The sequence below is a fragment of the Sulfurifustis variabilis genome (genome assembly GCF_002355415.1).
Lineage (GTDB): Bacteria > Pseudomonadota > Gammaproteobacteria > Acidiferrobacterales > Sulfurifustaceae > Sulfurifustis > Sulfurifustis variabilis.
In genome coordinates, this window is record NZ_AP014936.1 from 128293 (window position 1) to 145634 (window position 17342).

Genomic DNA, 17342 nt, shown 5'->3' on the forward strand with positions numbered 1-17342 from the left:
CTAGCGCCCCTTGAACGCGGGCTTGGTCTTCGCGAGGAACGCGCGGTAGCCGGTCCTGAAGTCCTCGGTGTCGTAGCAGGGATAGGCGAGGTCGATGTCTTCCTGCGTGATCGGGCGATCCTCGTCGAGGCGGCGCATGAACCGCTTGTGCAGCCGCGCGACGAGCGGCGCGCCGTCGGCGATGCGTCGCGCCGTCGCATACGCCTCCTCCTCGACCTTCTCGTCGGCGACGACGCGCGTGACCATTCCCTTCTGATACGCCTCCTCGGCGCCGAGGATCCGGCCCTCCAGCAGCAATTCGAGCGCGACCGCGCGGCTGCTCATCCGCACCAGCGCCTGAATCTCGGCGACGCCGGCGCTCAGGCCGAGCTTGTTGATCGGGATGCCGAAGCGGCTCGAGGTCCCGCAGATGCGCAGGTCGCAGAGCGAGGCGATCTCGAGGCCGCCGCCGACGCATATGCCCTTGATCAGAGCGACGATCGGGTGGCGGCACTCGTAGAGCGCCGCGAGCGCTTCGTGGTGCACCTTGCCGTAGTCGCGCGCCTGGGCGCTGGTCGAGCGCGTCTTCTCGAACTCGGAGATGTCGTTGCCCGGCGCGAACGCCTTGTCGCCCGCGCCGCGGATCACGATGCAGCGCACCGTCTCGCTCGCGGAGAGCTCGCGCATGACCTCGCCCAGGCGCTGCCACATGGGGCGCGTCAGCGCGTTCAGCTTTTCGGGACGGTTGAGGACGACGGTGACGATGTCGCCGTCGGGCTGGAGGAGGATCTCCGACATGGCACGAGCTCCAAAATTTTGAATGCTTAATGTTGAATGTTGAATTGAGGTGCGCGCTTGGCGCGCTCATTAATTCAACATCAAGAATTCAACGTTCAACATTCGAGGCCAGCTTTCCCGCCGAAGTGTCTAGCGATAGAAGTACTCGACGAGCCCCATCGGGATCACCGGCACGTAGGTCACCAGCATGAGCACCAGCAGCAGGACGCCGATGAACCAGACGTTCACCCGCGTCACCTCCCAGATGTTCGCCTTGGCGATCGAGCAGGCCGTCATCAGCACGCTCGCGACCGGCGGCGTCTGCTGCCCGATCGCGAGGTTTAGCGTCACGATCAGACCGAAGTGAACCGGGTCGATGCCCACCGCATGCACGATGGGCATCACGATCGGCACCACGAGAATGATGGCGGCGGCGGAGTGCAGAAACAGGCCGGCGACCAGGAAGAACACGTTGAGAATGGCGAGGACCGCGTACTGGTTCTGGGTCCACTGGACCATCGCGAGCGCGAGCTTCTGGGGCATCTGCGACTCGGTCAGGTAGGTGCCGAGCAGGGCCGAGGCGGCCACGAGCAGCATCACCACCGCCGTTTGCACGCCTCCGTCCACGATCGCGTTCCGGAGCAGCTTCCAGTCGAGCTCCCGGTAGGCGAAGCCGATGCCGAGCGCGGCGACCACGGCGAGGCCCGCGCCCTCGGTCGCCGTGACCACCCCGCCGAAGATCCCGCCCAGGATGATGATCGGGAGGAGAAACGCGAGGCCGGCGTCCTTGAACGTGGTCCACAGGCGCCGGAGCTGGAACACCTCCTCGACCGGGTAGTGGTAGCGCACCGCAAACCAGTACGACAGGCCCATCATCAGGACCCCGCCGAGGACCCCGGGGACGATGCCGGCGACGAAGAGCTGCACCACCGACGTGTCGGCCATCGCCGCGTAGAGGATCATCGGGATCGACGGCGGGATGATAATCGCGAGCGACGCCGACGAGGAGGTGACGGCGGCGGTGAACGCGCGCGGGTAGCCCTTCTTCTTCATCGCCGGCATGAGGATCGAGCCGAGCGCCGCCACGTCGGCCACGGCGGAGCCGGAAATTTCCGCAAAGAAGAGCGAGGCGCCGATGTTGACCATCGCGAGCCCCCCGCGGATGAAGCCGAGGAGCGCCGAGGCGAAGGCGATCAGGCGGCGCGAGATGCCGCCGGTGTTCATGATGGCGCCGGCGAGCACGAACAGCGGGATGGCGATGAGCGGGAAGTTGGTCGCGCCCTGGAACATGATGATCGGCAGGTTCACGAGCATGTCCCAGCCGCCCGCCGCCACCATGGCGACGATCGCGACGATGCCGAGCGCGATCGCGATCGGCACGTTGATGAAGATGAGCGCGATGAGGCCCAGGAGGATCAGCAGCGCCTGCATCTAGATGCCCCTCTCCTCGGCCTCGCCCAGGTGCGTGTCCGTCTCGCGCGCCTCGGCGAGCAGCTCGGGCAGGCGCAGCAGCTCGGCGACGATGAAGAGCGCCGCGCCGATCGGGATCACCGACTGGGTGTACATCACCGAGATCTCGGGCACGCTCACCAGGTTGTCGGTCGCGAGCACCTCGAGCACGACCCAGCCGTACCAGCCGAGCACGGCGAAGAACGCGAGCACGATCGCCTCGGAGACAAAGATGAGCGGAATGCGCGCGGCCGGGGGCAGCAGGCGCAGCAGCTCGGGCACGCCGATGTGGGCGCCCTTGAGCGCGGCGAGCGCCGCGCCGTAATAAGTGAGCCAGGCGAGAGTCACGGAGGCGATCTCGTCGTACCAGACGAGCGCCGAGCCGAACTTGCGGAAGCTCACGCCGAGGAGTACCTCCACGGCGAGCGCGACCATGAGCACGATGACGATGATTTCGAGCAGGCGTTCGAATCCGGCACGCGCGCGCGCCATGGGGCCCTCCTCCTCGTGGCGATCCCACCCCCGGTGTGCGGGGGTGGGGTGATACCGGCCTATTTCTTGGCGAGCGCGAGCGAGCGGTCGATGAGCTCCTTCGCGCCTTTCACTTCCTTGCCGAACTCGTCGTACACCGGCTTGCTCGCCTTCACGAACGCGTCCTTGTCGGCCTCGTTCACCTGCATGCCGGCGGCCTTCATCTTGTCGAGCAGCTCGCCGTCGAGCCGCGCGGCGGTCTCGTACACGTAGGCCTGCGTCTCCTTGGCGGTCTCCTCGAGGACCTTGCGCACGTCGGCCGGCAGCTTCTCCCAGCGCTTCTTGCCGGTGGTGATGTACGCGGGCGTGTACACGTGGCCGGTGAGCGAGAGGTACTTCTGCACTTCCTGGAACTTGGAGGAGAAGATCTGGGTGAAGGGGTTCTCCTGGCCGTCCATCACGCCGGTCTGGAGCGCGACGAACACCTCGGAGAGCTTCATCGGGCTCGGGTTGGCCCCGTAGGTCTGGAACATCTTCACGCGCCACTTGCCCTCGGGCACCCGCAGCTTGATGCCCTGCAGGTCCTGGGGCGTCTTGATCGGCTGCTTGTTGTTCGTGATGTGGCGGTACCCGTTCTCCCACACGGCGAGGATCCTGAGCCCCTTGGCCTCGGCCGCGGGCGCGAGCTTCGACCAGAAGACCTCCTTCTCGATGCGCTTCATGTGGTCGCGATCCTTGACCAGGTAGGGCATCTCGAACACGCCGAAGAGGTCGCTTTCCGAGGACATCACGGTGGAGGGAAGCGCGAAGTCGACCGTGCCGAGCTTGAGCTTCTGCAGCAGCTCCTTGTCGCCGCCGAGCTGGCTCGAGCCGTAGACGACGACCGTGGCCTTGCCCTTGAGCTTCTCGTTCGCGCGCTTGGCGAACTCCTGGGCCGAGAGCTCGAACAGCGAGCCGGGCCCGCCGACGTGACCGAACTTGAGCTCCATCTGTGCCTGTGCGCCCGCCGCGAAGCCCGCGGCGAGCACGAGCGCGGCGATCAGTCTGGTGAGTTTCATCTCTCCATCCTCCGGTTTGTTGTGACGGGTTGAACTGCGTGGTGGTGCTCTCTCCTCCTCTCAAAACCAATTCTTAATGCTGAATGCTCCATGTTGAATGTATGAGGCGCGCGAAGCGCGCACCGAAATTCAACACTCGAAATTCCCGATAAACATTCGGCGAGTCATGCCCGCATTGCTCGTGTTTCCCGTGCGTCCGCAGTCGCCTCCTCGCTCAGGTACGCGAGGGCGGCGCCGATGCCGCTTTTGTGCGGGACGCCGGCGAGCCGGAGGCCCATCTCCACGCCGGCGAGCGTGCCCGCCAGCATGAGCTCGTTGAAGTCGCCGAGGTGGCCGATGCGAAAGACCTTCCCCTGGACCTTGCCGAGCCCGGTGCCGAGCGACATGTCGTAGCGCTCGAGGATGATGCGGCGGAGCCGGTCGGCATCGTGACCGTCCGGCAGGAGGACGGCGGTGAGACTGTTGCTGTACTCGCGCGGCTCCAGGCACAGGATCTCGAGCCCCCAGGCGCGCACCGCGCGCCGGGTCGCTTCCGCGAGGCGGGCGTGGCGGGCGAAGACCGCCGGCAGACCTTCCTCCAGGAGCATGTGGATCGCCTCCCGCAGCCCATAGAGCAGATTGGTCGCCGGGGTGTACGGAAAGAAGCCGGACTGGTTGTTCGCAAGCATGTCTTCCCACCGCCAGTACGAGCGCGGCAGCCGCGCGCTCTTCGCCGCGGCGAGCGCCTTCTCGCTGACCGCGTTGAACGCGATCCCGGGCGGGAGCATCAGCCCCTTCTGGGATCCGCCGACGGTGACGTCGACGCCCCACTCGTCGTGACGGTAGTCGATCGAGGCGAGCGAGGAGATGGTGTCGACGAAAAAGAGCGCGGGGTGATTGGCGCGGTCGATGGCGTTGCGGATCTCCCCGATGCGGCTGGCGACGCCCGTCGACGTTTCGTTGTGCACGACCGCCACGGCCTTGATCGCATGGCTCCGGTCGTCGGCCAGGCGCGCCTCGACGGCGGCGGGATCGACGCCGTGGCGCCAGTCGCCCGGTACGAGCTCGGCCTCGATGCCGATACCCTTCGCCATCCGGTGCCAGAGCGTCGCGAAGTGGCCGGTCTCGAACATCAGCACCTTGTCGCCGGGCGAGAGCGTGTTGACGAGCGCGGCCTCCCAGGCGCCGGTGCCGGAGGACGGAAAGACGATGACCGGGCTGCGCGTCTGGAAGATCGCCTTCAGGCCCTCGAGCACCTCCTGGCCCAGGCGCGCGAACTCGGGACCCCGGTGGTCGATGACCGGGGTATCCATGGCCCGCAGCACGCGGTCGGGCACGTTGGTGGGGCCGGGAATCTGAAGAAAATGACGCCCGCGATGGACAGACATGATGGTTCCCCGTAGTGATGCGCCCGGAGGCCGACGGACAGGCAGTCGGTGATTTGTCAGGCGCGACGAGGTTTGAATATTGTATATTGCATTCGGTTTTGGCAAGCCTGATAACCGCTCATTCGTTCCCGGCCGATGCACGGTCGGGACACCGTTGAAAACTGGAGAACCCGGAGCCTTGCAAACCGCTGCCCCGAAAGCGCCCGGCGTAAAGGGCGCGATTGCCACTGCGAGCGCCGCTGCTACCCGGCCGGTCCTGGGTGCCGCCGATCGCATCGGCGACCCGCGGCTGGCGGCGCGCCTGCGACGCGAGATCGAAGGCGAGGTGTTTTTCGACGCGGCGTCCCGCGGTCGCTACAGCACCGACGCCTCCATCTACCAGGTCGAGCCCGTGGGGGTCGTCGTCGCCCGGACGCCCGAGGACATCGCCCGTACGATCGCCATCGCGCGCGATGAGGGGGTGCCGGTGCTGCCGCGCGGCGGGGGCACGTCGCAGATCGGCCAGACCGTCGGGCACGCCCTCGTCATTGACACCAGCAAATTCCTGAACCGGGTTCTGGCGCTCGACGCCGAGGGGCGGCGCGTGACCGTGCAGCCCGGGCTAGTGCTCGACCAGCTCAACCGGCGTCTCAAGTCCGCCGGGCTCTTCTTCCCCGTCGACGTCTCGACCGCGAACCGCGCGACCCTCGGCGGGATGGCCGGCAACAACAGCTGCGGCTCGCGCTCGATCCGTTACGGCAACATGGTGCACAACGTGCGCGCGATCGAGGCGGTGCTCGCCGACGGCACGGTCGCGCGCTTCGCCGACACCGCGGAGGGCCCGCCTCGCTACGTCGCGCTCGCGCACCGCCTGCGCGCCATCGCCGCGCGCGAGGCCGACGAGGTCGAACGGCGTTTCCCGAAGCTCCTGCGCCGCGTCGGCGGCTACAACCTCGACGAGCTGATCAAGCCCGAGCCGAACCTCGCCCGCTTCCTCGTGGGGAGCGAAGGCACGCTCGCGTTCTTCACGGCCCTCGAGCTCGAGCTGCAGCCCATTCCGCCCCATCGCGTGCTCGGCGTGTGCCACTTCCCGACCTTTTATCAGGCAATGGATGCGACCCGGCACATCGTGAAGCTCGGCCCGTCGGCGGTCGAGCTCGTCGACCGCACGATGATCGACCTCTCGCGCGAGATCGCGATGTTCCGCGCGACCGTCGACAAGTGCGTCCGGGGCGAGCCGCAGGCGCTGCTCCTCGTCGAGTTCGCGGGCGAAGACCACGCCGAGCAGCTGAAAAGCCTGCGCGCGCTCGGCGACCTCATGGGCACGCTCGGCTTCCCGGGCGGCGTCGTCGAGGCCGTGGAGCCGGCCTTCCAGGCCGCCATCTGGGAGGTCCGCAAGGCGGGGCTCAACATCATGATGTCGATGAAGGGCGACGGAAAACCGGTCTCCTTCATCGAGGACTGCGCGGTGCGGCTCGAGGACCTCGCCGACTACACGGACCGTCTCACGCGCATCTTCGAGAAGCACGGCACGACGGGCACCTGGTACGCCCACGCCTCGGTCGGCTGCCTGCACGTGCGCCCCGTGCTCAACATGAAGACCGAGGACGGCGCGCGGCGCATGCGCGCGATCATGGAGGAGGCGCTCGCGATCGTGCGCGAGTACAAGGGCTCGCACTCCGGCGAGCACGGCGACGGGCTCGCGCGCTCGGAGTTCCACGAACCGATGTTCGGGTCGCGCCTCGTGCGCGCGTTCGAGGAGGTGAAGGACACGTTCGACCCGCACGGCGTGTTCAACCCGGGCAAGATCGTGCGCGCCCCGCGCTTCGACGACCGCGCGCTCTTTCGCTACAAGCCGGGCTATGGCGTCGCGCCGTTCGACACCGCGCTCGACTGGTCGGCGTGGGGCGGTCTCGGTGGCGCGGTCGAGATGTGCAACAACAACGGCGCGTGCCGCAAAGCCGATCCCGGCGTCATGTGCCCGTCGTACCGCGCGACCCACGACGAGCAGCATCTGACGCGCGGGCGCGCCAACACCCTGCGACTCGCGCTCTCCGGCCAGCTCGGCCCGGATGCGTTCACGTCCGAGGAGATGTACCGCACGCTCGATCTCTGTGTCTCGTGCAAGGGCTGCAGGCGCGAGTGCCCGACCGGGGTGGACATGGCGCGCATGAAGATCGAGTTCCTGCATCACTGGCGGCGCGACCACCCGCCCGGTCTCCGGGAGCGGCTCGTTGCCTACCTGCCGCGTTACGCGCCGTGGGCGCGGTTCGCGGCGCCGCTCCTGAATCTCCGCGACCGCCTGCCGGGCCTCCCCGCGCTCGGCGAACGGCTGCTCGGTTTCAGCCGCCGGCGCCCCCTGCCGCGCTGGCGCTTCGACGCGTTCAAGGAGCCGGTCGAGCATCTGACGGCCGATCGCGAGGTGGTCCTGTTCGCCGACACGTTCAACCGCTGGTTCGAGCGCGAGAACCTCGACGACGCCGTGGCCGTGCTGCGCGCCGGAGGCTACGCCGTGCGCTTCCCCCGCCCCGCCGACGGCGGGCGCCCGCTCTGCTGCGGGCGCACGTTCCTGTCCGTGGGCCTCGTCGAGGAGGCGCGCGCCGAGGCGCGCCGGCTCCTCAGCGCACTCGCGCCCTGGCTCGAGCGCGGGGTGCCGTTCGTCGGGCTCGAGCCGTCGTGCCTGCTCACGCTGCGCGACGAATACCTGGCGATGCTCCCCGGCGCCGAGACCGAGTCCCTGGCGCGCCAGGCGATGCTGTTCGAGGAGTTTCTGGCCGCCGAGCACAAGGCCGGCCGCCTGCGGCTTCCGCTCCAGCCGCTCCCGCGGCGCGCGCTGCTCCACGGTCACTGCCACCAGAAGGCGTTCGGCGCGATGGGCGCCGTGCAACAGGCGCTCGGCCTGATTCCGGATCTCGAGGTACAGGCCATCGAATCGAGCTGCTGCGGCATGGCCGGCGCCTTCGGTTATGACGCCGGGCACTACGACGTCTCGATGCGCATGGGCGAGGCCGCGCTCCTGCCCGCCGTACGCGCGGCCGGCAAGGAGACGATCCTCGTCGCCGACGGCACGAGCTGCCGCCAGCAGATCCGCGACGGCGCGGCCCGCGACGCTCGCCACGTCGCGCGCGTGCTCGCCGCGGCCCTGAGCGAGAACACGAAAGAGGGATCGTGACATGAGCGAGACGGCACCGGCCCGGCCCATCCACCGCACGCCGCTCCATGACGAGGTCGCGCGCCGCATTCGCGACCTCATTGTCGAGGGCGAGCTCGCGCCCGGGGCGCGCGTCCCCGAGCGCGAGCTGTGCGAGCGCTTCGGCATCTCGCGCACGCCGCTGCGCGAGGCGCTGAAGATCCTGGCCTCGGAGGGGCTCGTCGATCTGCAGCACCATCGCGGCGCGGTGATCTCCCAGCTCACGTCCGAATCCGTCGACGAGATGTTCCAGGTGATGGAGGCGCTCGAGGCCCTCGCGGGCGAGCTCGCCTGCACCCACGCGACCGACGGCGACATCGCCGCCATCAGCGCGCTGCACGAGCAGATGCTGAGCCACCATGCGCGGCGCGACCTGTCCGAGTACTTCAAGATCAACCAGCGGATCCACGAGGCGATCGTGAACGCCGCCGGCAACGCGCTCCTCGCGCAGATCTACCGCAGCCTCAACATGCGCCTGCGCCGCGCGCGCTACATGGCGAACCTGTCGCCGCCGCGCTGGGACCAGGCGGTCGCCGAGCACGAGCATATCCTCGCCGCGCTCGCCGCGCGCGACGGGGCGCGCCTCGCGCGGCTGCTCAAGGAGCACCTCCAGCACAAGGCCGACGTGGTGAAGGCGGTCCTGCTCGGCGACCGCTAGGCGAGACCGGCCGGGGGTAGAATAGGCGCATGGCCGACCCCTTCGACTTCGAGAAGCCCGACCGCTACGCGGTGATGGGAAACCCCGTCGCCCACAGCAAGTCGCCGCTCATCCACCAGCAGTTCGCGCGCCAGTTCCGCCACGCGATCGAGTACATCGCGATCCAGGTGGACCCCGGCGGCTTCCCCCAGGCGGTGGACCAGTTTCGCGCGGGCGGCGGCAAGGGCCTCAACGTCACCCTGCCCTACAAGCTCGAGGCCTTTCGCCTCGCGGATCATCTGAGCGACCGCGCGAAGCAGGCCGGTGCGGTGAACACGCTGAGGTTCGAGCCCGACGGGCGGCTCTTCGGCGACAACACCGACGGCACCGGCCTCGTGCACGACATCCAGCACAACCTCGGCGTGGCGCTCAAGGGACGGCGCGTGCTCATCCTCGGGGCGGGCGGCGCCGTGCGCGGTGTGCTCGGCCCGATCCTGAAGCACCACCCTGCCAACGTCATGATCGCGAACCGCACCGTGTCGAAGGCGCGCGACATTGCCGAGGCCTTCGCCGCCCACGGTCAGGTCGAGGCCTGCGGCTTCGACGCCCTCAAGGGAAAGCACTTCGACGTCGTCATCAACGGCACGAGCGCGAGCCTGAAGGGCGAGGTCCCGGCCCTGCCCGAGACGCTCTTCGCGCGCGGCGCGCTTGCCTACGACATGATGTACGGCGACAAGCCGACGGCGTTCATGGACTGGGCGGTGCTGCACGGCGCGGAGAAGGTGGTCGACGGCCTCGGCATGCTCGTCGAGCAGGCCGCCGAGTCGTACTTCGTGTGGCGCGGCGTGCGGCCGAAGACGGCGCCGGTGATCGAAGGGCTGCGCCGCGGTTCACTCTGATCTTAATGAACAAAGTGGGACCGGATTTTTGGCTTGACCAGGGGAGGCCAAGTCCCTGACTATTAGCTCGGTTTAACCACGCCCCCAGTTTCAGATAACAACCGCCAAATCAGCAACTTATGGAGAAGACGCGCAACGTTGCACGACGGTTCGGAAAAAACGAACGGGCCGTAATCTTTAAAGGCGATTGTCTAGACTTTCTCGGAACGATTGCCGACGAGACGGTACAACTCGTCGTCACATCTCCTCCGTACAACATCGGTAAGAAATACGAAAAGAAACTAAAGCTCGAACAGTACATTGAGCAGCAGGCCGCTGTTATACGCGAGTCCGCTCGCGTACTGAAAAGGACAGGAAGCATTTGTTGGCAGGTTGGGAATTATGTCGACAATGGGTCGATCATCCCCCTCGATACGATCCTATATCCGCTCTTCACACAAAACGGGCTCAAAATGCGCAACCGCATCGTTTGGCATTTCGAGCACGGGCTTCACTGTACGAAGCGCTTCTCGGGGCGGTACGAGACAATTATTTGGTTCACAAAGTCAGATGACTATGTCTTCGATCTAGACGCTGTTCGTGTACCCCAGAAGTACCCGGGAAAGAAACATTTCAAAGGCCCTCGAGCGGGACAGTATTCGTGCAACCCGCTGGGAAAGAATCCCGGTGATGTCTGGGTGTTTCCAAATGTTAAGAACAACCACGTCGAGAAAACGGAGCATCCATGTCAGTTCCCTATCGAGCTCGTTGCGCGCCTGATCCTCTCGATGACGAGACGAAACGATTGGGTTCTCGATCCTTTTCTCGGCGTAGGTACAAGCGTTGTAGCAGCAGTCCTGCACGGACGACGCGGTGCAGGATCTGAGATTTCAACCGATTACGTGCGAATTGCGGACGAACGCGTCCGTCAGGCGTATAAGGGATCGCTTCGTTACCGGCCCATGCATCGCCCCGTCTATGACCCGAAGGATGCTGGTCACAGCCTTACGCAAAATCCTTGGGACAAACTCGAGTACAAGAAGAAGCAGCTAGCGCTATTAGAAACCTCTGCGCGCTATGAAGTAGAGGAACAATGCGAATAGTCGAGTCGTATTCCCACCTGAATGGCGAAGAGTACTTAATCGTTCATCATCCAAAGGTCTACAAAGAGATAAAGCAGGTTATAGCGGCAGTAGATGCATCGGCTTGCCTGGTTAAGGAGAGCAAGGAAAAGACGATGCACGGAAAGAGACTTTACGGCCCGAAAAGGCTGAATAACGAGTTCGCCAAGCTGTTTCGCGCTAAGGGTTGGGCGGAATCGCGTTACCACTACTACGTAACAACGAAGCGCGATTATCTTCAAGAGATGATTACGCTTTCACCGAAAGAACAGAAAGCGTTTCTTATAAGCAAAGGAATCAAAGAACCTATCAAGTCCTACAAACAAACAGACTTTGTAAAGGACAAGATCGCGATCGAAGTTCAGTTCGGAAAATATGCTTTTGTCGCTTTTGATCTGTTTGTTAAACATTTGCTGTTCTATTCTGGGGGCATCATAAACGTCGGTGTCGAAGTTCTTCCGGTGAAAGCGATGGCCAGTGACCCAAAAGGGGGCCGATTGATGTCCACTGGCATCGCCTACTACGAAGGAGAGGTGTACAACATACTCAGGCATGGCCGAAATAGCCCGCCCGTGCCGTTGCTGATCTTGGGTATCGCTCCTTAATAACTTAATCTTCGGTCACTACTTCAAATAGTCGTTCTTGAGCTTCACGTAGTGGCGCGCCGACTGTTCGAACCAGGCGCGCTCGGCGTCGGTCAGCTCGCGCGCCTTCTTGGCCGGGCGGCCGATCCAGAGGTAGCCGCCTTCGAGCTCCTTCCCTTCCGTCACGAGGCTGCCGGCCCCCAGAAACACGCCGGAGCGCAGCACGGCGCCGTCGAGGACGATCGAGCCCATGCCGATCAGGCAGCCGGACTCGATGGTGCAGGCGTGGAGGATGCAGTTGTGGCCGACCGTGACGTCCTCGCCGACGATCGTCGCGCGGCCCTCGGGGAGCTCGCGGTTCGGCGCCGTCACGTGGATCACCGTGCCGTCCTGGATGTTGGTGCGCGCGCCGATGCGGATTCGGTTCACGTCGCCCCGGATCGACGACATCGGCCACACGGAGACGTCGTCGCCGAGCACCACGTCGCCGATGACGACGGACTCCGGCGCGATGTACACGTTCGCACCGAGGTTGGGTTCGATTCCTTTGTAGGTTCGGGTCGGCATCGCGTGTCCTGAGTCGGAGGTTCGCACAACACAGTAGCTCCCTCTCCCCCACGTGTGGGGGAGAGGGCGGGGTGAGGGGGCGCCTGAAACAGCGCCATTCTTCGCGAGGCCCCTCACCCCTTCCCTCTCCCCGCAAGCGGGGAGAGGGGGTCGAAAATGCGCGACGAACTCTATAGCTCGCGGCTCTAGCGCATCGTCACGAACTCTTCCGCGCTCGTCGGGTGGATCGCCACGGTGTTGTCGAAGTCGCTCTTCGTCGCGCCCATCTTCACCGCGACCGCGAAGCCCTGGATGATCTCGTCGGCAAAGAGCCCGATCACGTGGCAGCCGACGATCTTCTCCCGCTCGCCGATCGTGACGAGCTTCATCACGGTCGGCACGCGGCGGCGCGTGAGGGCATGGTACATCGGCGTGAAACGCGTCTGGTAGACCTTCACGCCCGCCTCGCCGTAAAGCTCGCGCGCCTCCTCTTCGGTCATGCCGACGGTGCCGATCGGCGGATGCGAGAAGACCACGGTGGGCACGTTGGCGTAGTCGAGGCGCGACTCGGGCTTGCCGCCGAACACGCGATCGGCGAGGCGGCGGCCGGCGGCGATCGCGACCGGCGTGAGCGGGAGGCGGCCGGTCACGTCGCCGACGGCATAGACGTTCGGCACATTGGTGTTCTGGTAGCCATCGACCACGATCTCGCCCCGCTCGTTCGTGCGCACGCCGGTCCCCTCGAGGTTCAACCCCTCGGTGTTCGGTTTCCGACCGGTCGCCCAGATCACCGTGTCGTAGCCGGTCACCCGCTCGCCGCTGCCGATGCAGAGCGCGAGCGCGTCGCCGTCGCGCTCGACGCCTTGCAGCCGCACGGAAGTCAGAATGCTGATCCCGTGCTTCTGCATCTCCTCCATGAGCGTGTCGCGCAGGCTGGCATCGAAGCGCGTGAGCAGCGTCTCGCCTCTCAACAGGAGCGAGACCTCCGAACCCAGGCTGTCGAGCAGCCCGGCGAGCTCGACCGCGATGTAGCCGCCGCCGATCACGACGACCCGCCGCGGCTGCCGTGTCAGCTCGAAGAAACCGTCGCTCGTGATGCCGAGCTCGGCGCCCGCGACGTCGGGGACCTCCGGGCGCGACCCGGTCGCGATCAGCACGTGGTTCCCTTCGAGCCGCTCGCCATTCACCTCCACGGTGTGCGCATCGACGAAACGCGCCGTGCCCGCGATCTCGGTGACGCCCGAGGCGTCGAGGCCCCGGTGATAGATGCCGTTCAGCCGTTCGAGGTACGCCTCGCGCGCCGCGCGCAGCCTTGCCCAGTCGAATCCCTTCGCCTCGACGTCGAAGCCGTAGTCGCGCGCGTCCTCGATCGTCTCGGCGACCGAGGCCGCGTGCCACATGACCTTCTTCGGCACGCAGCCGCGGTTCACGCAGGTGCCGCCGATGCGGTCCCTCTCGATCAGCGCGACCTTCGCGCCGTGCCCGGCCGCGCGCCGGGCGGTGGCGATGCCGCCGCTGCCGCCGCCGATCACGACGAGGTCGAACCGGCGGCCCACTCAGCCGCTCCACGACAGCGGCGGCTCATCGAGCGCCGCGAGCTGCTCGCGCAGGGTGAGGATCAGGTCCTGCCAGTGCCGGCCGGTCGCGAACCAGGGAAAGCTGCGCGGGAATGCGGGGTCGTCCCAGCGCGCCGCGATCCAGGCGTTGTAGTGCAGGAGCCGGAGCGTGCGCAGCGGCTCGACGAGCGCGAGCTCGGCGGAATCGAACGAGGCGAACTGCGTGTAGCCCGACAGGATGTCCTCCAGCTGGCGCTCGCGCTCCGCGCGTTCGCCCGACAGCAGCATCCACAAATCTTGCACGCGCGGGCCCATGAGGCAATCGTCGAGGTCGACGAGGATCGGGCCCTGCGCGCCCCAGAGCACGTTGCCGAGGTGCAGGTCGCCGTGCAGCCGGATGGTCGGCGCGGCGTCGGGAGGATAGGCGTCGCGCAGGCGATCGAGGACGAGGCGCGTGATCGCCGCGAACGAGTCGCGCAGCTCGTCGGGCAGGAGCGCGCAGCCCGCGAGGCGCTGGACGGCGGCCTCGCCGTAGTTCGCCGCCGTCAGCGTGATGCGATGGCGGAACCGCGTGGCGCGTCCGACCGCGTGCAGCCGCCCTACGTAGCGCCCGAGCACGCGAAAGTCGTCGGCGGTGTTGAGCTCGGCCATGCGCGCCGGGCGCCAGGCGAAGAGCGCGAAGCGAAAACCGCGGTACTCGTGGAGCGTGCGGCCGGCGTGGGTGAGCGGCGGGACCACCGGAATCTCGTGCTCGGCGAGCTCGTGCGTGAAGGCGTGCTCCTCGAGGATCGCCTCGTCGGACCAGCGCGCCGGCCGGTAGAACTTGGCGACCTGAAACCCGTCCGCCTCGGTATCCACCCGATAGACGCGGTTCTCGTAGCTGTTCAGCGCGAGCAGCGCGCCCGTGCAGCGCACGCCCGTGGTCTCCACGGCCTCGAGGATGGTCTCGGGGGTCAGGTCGTCGTAGGGGTGGCTCGTCTGCATCGCGTCTCGCCGGCGTGCTAAATTAGCGGCCTTCCCAGGATCACCCGATTCCCCGACATGGATATGCCGCTGCCCAATCCGCTGCTCGATTTTGCCGAACCCGGCCGCGCCGGCCTGCCGCCCTTCGCCGCGATCCGCCCGGAGCACATCGCTCCCGCGCTCGATTATATCCTCGCGGACAACCGCAAACGCCGCGACGCGCTCCTCGCGGCCACCCGCGACTACAGCTGGGACAACCTCGCCGGCCCCATGGAGGATCTCCAGGAGCGCCTGCAGCGTGTGTGGGGGCCCGTGTCGCACCTCAACGCCGTGGTGAACAGCGAGCCGCTGCGCGCCGCGTACAACGCCGGCGTGCCGCGGATCGCGGAGTATTCCGCGGAGATCGCGCAGGACGAGCGGCTCTACGCCGCTTACAAGGCCATCGCCGCCCGGGCCGACTACGCGAGCCTCTCGCCCGCGCAGAAGAAGATCATCGAGAACACGCTGCGGGACTTTCGCCTCGGCGGGGCCGAGCTGCCGCCCGACAGGAAGGCGCGCTTCAAGGAGATCCAGAAGGAGCTTTCGACGCTCGCCGCCGGGTACTCCGAGAACGTGCTCGACGCCACCCAGGCGTGGGAGCTCGTGCTCACCGATTCGGCCGACGTCGCGGGCCTGCCGCCGAGCGCGCTCGCCATGGCGAGGCAGACGGCCGAGCGCGAGGGCAAGAAGGGCTGGAAGTTCACGCTCGAGGCGCCGTCGTACATCGCGTTCATGACGTACGCGGACCGCCGCGAGCTCCGGCAGCGGATGTACGAGGCCTTCGTCACGCGCGCGAGCGACCAGGGGCCGAACGCCGGCCGCTTCGACAACGGCGAGCTGATGGTGCGCATCGTGAAGCTGCGCAAGGAGGCCGCCGCGTTGCTCGATTACGAGAACTACGCGCAGTACGCGCTGCAGACGCGCATGGCGAAGACCGTGCCGCAGGTGCTCGATTTCCTGCACGACCTCGCGGCGAAGGCCAGGCCGGCGGCGCGGCGCGATCTGGAGATGCTGAAGGACTATGCCCGCGCCGAGCACAACGTGGAGCGGCTGGAGGCCTGGGATCTCGCGTATTACTCCGAGAAGCTGCGGCAGAGCCGCTACGCCTTCTCCCAGGAGGAGCTGCGACCCTACTTCCCGGAAACGCGCGTGGTGCCGGGGATGTTCGAGGTCGTGAAGCGGCTTTACGGGCTCGATATCCGGCCGGTACAGGGTGTCGAGACCTGGCACCCGGACGTACGCTTTTACGAGATCCGCGACGACGCGGGCGAGGTGCGCGGGCGCTTCTACGTCGACCTTTATGCGCGGCCCAACAAGCGCGGCGGCGCCTGGATGGACGACTGCCTGAGCCGCCGGCGCCGCAACGGCGACGTGCAGGTCCCGGTCGCCTACCTCACCTGCAACTTTTCGTCGCCGGTGGACGGGCGCCCGGCACTCTTCACCCACGAGGAGGTGAACACGCTGTTCCACGAGTTCGGCCACGGCCTGCATCACATGCTGACCCGCGTCGACTACCTGGGCGTCGCCGGCATCAACGGCGTCGCGTGGGACGCGGTGGAGCTGCCGTCGCAGTTCATGGAGAACTGGTGCTGGGAGCGCGAGTCGCTCGATCTCATCAGCGGGCACTACGAGACCGGCGAGAAGCTGCCCGAGGCGCTCTACCGGAAGATGCACGCGGCCCGGAACTTCCAGTCGGGCATGCAGTTCGTGCGCCAGCTCGAGTTCGCGCTCTTCGACATGCGGCTGCACAGCGATTACGACCCGGACGGTTCCAAGTCGGTGCAGCAGCTCCTCGACGAGGTGCGGGAGGAGGTGGCCGTCGTCGTCCCGCCCGCGTTCAACCGATTCCAGAACAGCTTCAGCCACATTTTCGCGGGCGGCTACGCCGCCGGCTACTACAGCTACAAGTGGGCCGAGGTCCTGTCGGCGGACGCCTTCAGCAAGTTCGAGGAGCGGGGCGTGTTCGATTCCGGCACGGGGCGGGAATTCCTGCAGCATATCCTCGAGCAGGGCGGCACCCGCGAGCCGATGGAGCTGTTCGTGGCGTTCCGCGGTCGGGAACCCTCGATCGAACCGCTGCTGCGCCATTCGGGGCTCGCCGCCTGATGCGCGCCCGCGTCTGGCTCCTGGCGGCTGCGCTGCTGACCCCCGGTGCGGGCTTCGCCGAAAGCGTCTTCCTGACCGATCGCCTCGAGATTCCGCTGCGCGCCGACTTCACCGAGAACGCGGCGACGGTCAAGGTGCTCGAGAGCGGGACGGGTCTCGAGGTGCTCGAGCGCTACGGCAACCAGGCGCGCGTGCGCGACAAGGACGGCGCGGAGGGCTGGGTGGACGGGCGCTACCTGACCGCCCAGCCGCCGGCGCGCGAGCAGGTCCGCTCGCTCAAGACCGACCTGGACCGCACTCGCGCCCAAATCGTTCAGCTCCAGACCCAGCTCGACCGGGCCAAGGCCGCCCCGGCAGAGGCTCCGGCCGACGCGAAAAAGGTCGAGGCCGAGCTCGCCGAGACCCGGGCGGAGCTTGCCCGCACCCAGGCCGCGCTCGCGGAGGCACGGGCGCGACCGGCGCCCGCCCCCGAACCGCCCCCGGGAGTGGCCGAAACGGCGCCCCCGGGCGACGAAAGCGCCTCTCCCGTCCTTTGGGTTCTGGTCAGCTTTGCTATGCTTCTGGTGGGTTTCGTCGCCGGCATCGTCTGGGTTCGCGAGTCGATACGCCGCCGCATGGGCGGCATGTACCTGAGGGTCTGAG

General features: G+C 66.7%; 15 protein-coding genes. 7 read left to right on the top strand and 8 right to left on the bottom strand.

Going from position 1 to position 17342, the window contains the following annotated elements; all coding sequences use genetic code 11:
• The 5 genes from SVA_RS00585 to SVA_RS00605 all read right to left on the bottom strand — a co-directional run bounded on the left by SVA_RS00585 (nt 1) and on the right by SVA_RS00605 (nt 5101).
• A complete protein-coding gene (locus SVA_RS00585) occupies nt 1-777 on the bottom strand; it encodes an enoyl-CoA hydratase/isomerase family protein (RefSeq protein ID WP_096457293.1) in 777 nt (258 codons plus the stop codon).
• 129 nt (nt 778-906) lie between these two features.
• Nucleotides 907-2187 (bottom strand): TRAP transporter large permease, encoded by a 1281-nt coding sequence (locus SVA_RS00590; RefSeq protein WP_096457296.1) that lies wholly within the window; start codon nt 2185-2187, stop codon nt 907-909.
• Complete coding sequence (locus SVA_RS00595; protein ID WP_096457299.1) at nt 2188-2697, bottom strand: TRAP transporter small permease; 510 nt, start codon at nt 2695-2697, stop codon at nt 2188-2190.
• Between the two features lie 59 nt (nt 2698-2756).
• A complete protein-coding gene (locus tag SVA_RS00600) occupies nt 2757-3734 on the bottom strand; it encodes a TRAP transporter substrate-binding protein (RefSeq protein ID WP_096457301.1) in 978 nt (325 codons plus the stop codon).
• 164 nt (nt 3735-3898) lie between these two features.
• Nucleotides 3899-5101, bottom strand: a complete 1203-nt coding sequence (locus SVA_RS00605; protein WP_096457304.1) for a pyridoxal-phosphate-dependent aminotransferase family protein — start codon at nt 5099-5101, stop codon at nt 3899-3901.
• A 178-nt stretch (nt 5102-5279) separates the two neighbouring features.
• Here SVA_RS00605 and SVA_RS00610 point away from each other — a divergent pair, with 178 nt between their 5' ends.
• The 5 genes from SVA_RS00610 to SVA_RS00630 all read left to right on the top strand — a co-directional run bounded on the left by SVA_RS00610 (nt 5280) and on the right by SVA_RS00630 (nt 11511).
• The gene (locus SVA_RS00610; protein WP_197703304.1) at nt 5280-8252 is read left to right on the top strand and encodes an FAD-binding and (Fe-S)-binding domain-containing protein; all 2973 of its coding nucleotides are present in this window, start codon (nt 5280-5282) and stop codon (nt 8250-8252) included.
• A 1-nt stretch (nt 8253) separates the two neighbouring features.
• A complete protein-coding gene (locus SVA_RS00615; RefSeq protein WP_096457307.1) occupies nt 8254-8928 on the top strand; it encodes a GntR family transcriptional regulator in 675 nt (224 codons plus the stop codon).
• A gap of 29 nt (nt 8929-8957) precedes the next feature.
• Entirely contained in the window at nt 8958-9806 is an 849-nt protein-coding gene (gene aroE, locus SVA_RS00620; protein WP_096457310.1) for a shikimate dehydrogenase, read from the top strand.
• Between the two features lie 119 nt (nt 9807-9925).
• Entirely contained in the window at nt 9926-10888 is a 963-nt protein-coding gene (locus tag SVA_RS00625) for a DNA-methyltransferase (RefSeq protein ID WP_096457313.1), read from the top strand.
• On the top strand, nt 10879-11511 hold the full coding sequence (locus tag SVA_RS00630) for a BglII/BstYI family type II restriction endonuclease (RefSeq protein ID WP_096457316.1): 633 nt from the start codon (nt 10879-10881) through the stop codon (nt 11509-11511). Before SVA_RS00625 ends, SVA_RS00630 begins: the two co-directional genes overlap by 10 nt.
• 18 nt (nt 11512-11529) lie before the next feature.
• Here the strand turns inward: SVA_RS00630 and SVA_RS00635 are convergent, their stop codons facing one another.
• From SVA_RS00635 to SVA_RS00645, 3 genes are all read right to left on the bottom strand, one after another.
• A complete protein-coding gene (locus tag SVA_RS00635) occupies nt 11530-12057 on the bottom strand; it encodes a gamma carbonic anhydrase family protein (RefSeq protein WP_096457319.1) in 528 nt (175 codons plus the stop codon).
• A 185-nt stretch (nt 12058-12242) separates the two neighbouring features.
• On the bottom strand, nt 12243-13592 hold the full coding sequence (gene gorA / locus SVA_RS00640) for a glutathione-disulfide reductase (protein WP_096457322.1): 1350 nt from the start codon (nt 13590-13592) through the stop codon (nt 12243-12245).
• On the bottom strand, nt 13593-14576 hold the full coding sequence (locus tag SVA_RS00645; RefSeq protein ID WP_096457325.1) for a serine/threonine protein kinase: 984 nt from the start codon (nt 14574-14576) through the stop codon (nt 13593-13595).
• Nucleotides 14577-14645: 69 nt separating this feature from the next.
• Between SVA_RS00645 and prlC the strand changes: the two genes are divergently transcribed.
• Together prlC and SVA_RS00655 are read left to right on the top strand one after the other, a co-directional pair.
• Complete coding sequence (prlC, locus tag SVA_RS00650) at nt 14646-16700, top strand: oligopeptidase A (protein ID WP_420823898.1); 2055 nt, start codon at nt 14646-14648, stop codon at nt 16698-16700.
• On the top strand, nt 16700-17341 hold the full coding sequence (locus SVA_RS00655) for a TIGR04211 family SH3 domain-containing protein (protein ID WP_096457331.1): 642 nt from the start codon (nt 16700-16702) through the stop codon (nt 17339-17341). The genes prlC and SVA_RS00655 overlap by 1 nt, the downstream gene beginning before the upstream one ends.
• The last annotated feature ends 1 nt before the right edge of the window (nt 17342 follow it).

What these genes read in the sequence shown, in the direction of transcription:
- SVA_RS00585 (WP_096457293.1), bottom strand. Translation starts at nt 777, where the DNA reads ATGTCGGAGATCCTCCTCCAGCCCGACGGCGACATCGTCACCGTCGTC.
- SVA_RS00590 (WP_096457296.1), bottom strand. Translation starts at nt 2,187, where the DNA reads ATGCAGGCGCTGCTGATCCTCCTGGGCCTCATCGCGCTCATCTTCATC.
- SVA_RS00595 (WP_096457299.1), bottom strand. Translation starts at nt 2,697, where the DNA reads ATGGCGCGCGCGCGTGCCGGATTCGAACGCCTGCTCGAAATCATCGTC.
- SVA_RS00600 (WP_096457301.1), bottom strand. Translation starts at nt 3,734, where the DNA reads ATGAAACTCACCAGACTGATCGCCGCGCTCGTGCTCGCCGCGGGCTTC.
- SVA_RS00605 (WP_096457304.1), bottom strand. Translation starts at nt 5,101, where the DNA reads ATGTCTGTCCATCGCGGGCGTCATTTTCTTCAGATTCCCGGCCCCACC.
- SVA_RS00615 (WP_096457307.1), top strand. Translation starts at nt 8,254, where the DNA reads ATGAGCGAGACGGCACCGGCCCGGCCCATCCACCGCACGCCGCTCCAT.
- aroE (WP_096457310.1), top strand. Translation starts at nt 8,958, where the DNA reads ATGGCCGACCCCTTCGACTTCGAGAAGCCCGACCGCTACGCGGTGATG.
- SVA_RS00625 (WP_096457313.1), top strand. Translation starts at nt 9,926, where the DNA reads ATGGAGAAGACGCGCAACGTTGCACGACGGTTCGGAAAAAACGAACGG.
- SVA_RS00630 (WP_096457316.1), top strand. Translation starts at nt 10,879, where the DNA reads ATGCGAATAGTCGAGTCGTATTCCCACCTGAATGGCGAAGAGTACTTA.
- SVA_RS00635 (WP_096457319.1), bottom strand. Translation starts at nt 12,057, where the DNA reads ATGCCGACCCGAACCTACAAAGGAATCGAACCCAACCTCGGTGCGAAC.
- SVA_RS00645 (WP_096457325.1), bottom strand. Translation starts at nt 14,576, where the DNA reads ATGCAGACGAGCCACCCCTACGACGACCTGACCCCCGAGACCATCCTC.
- SVA_RS00655 (WP_096457331.1), top strand. Translation starts at nt 16,700, where the DNA reads ATGCGCGCCCGCGTCTGGCTCCTGGCGGCTGCGCTGCTGACCCCCGGT.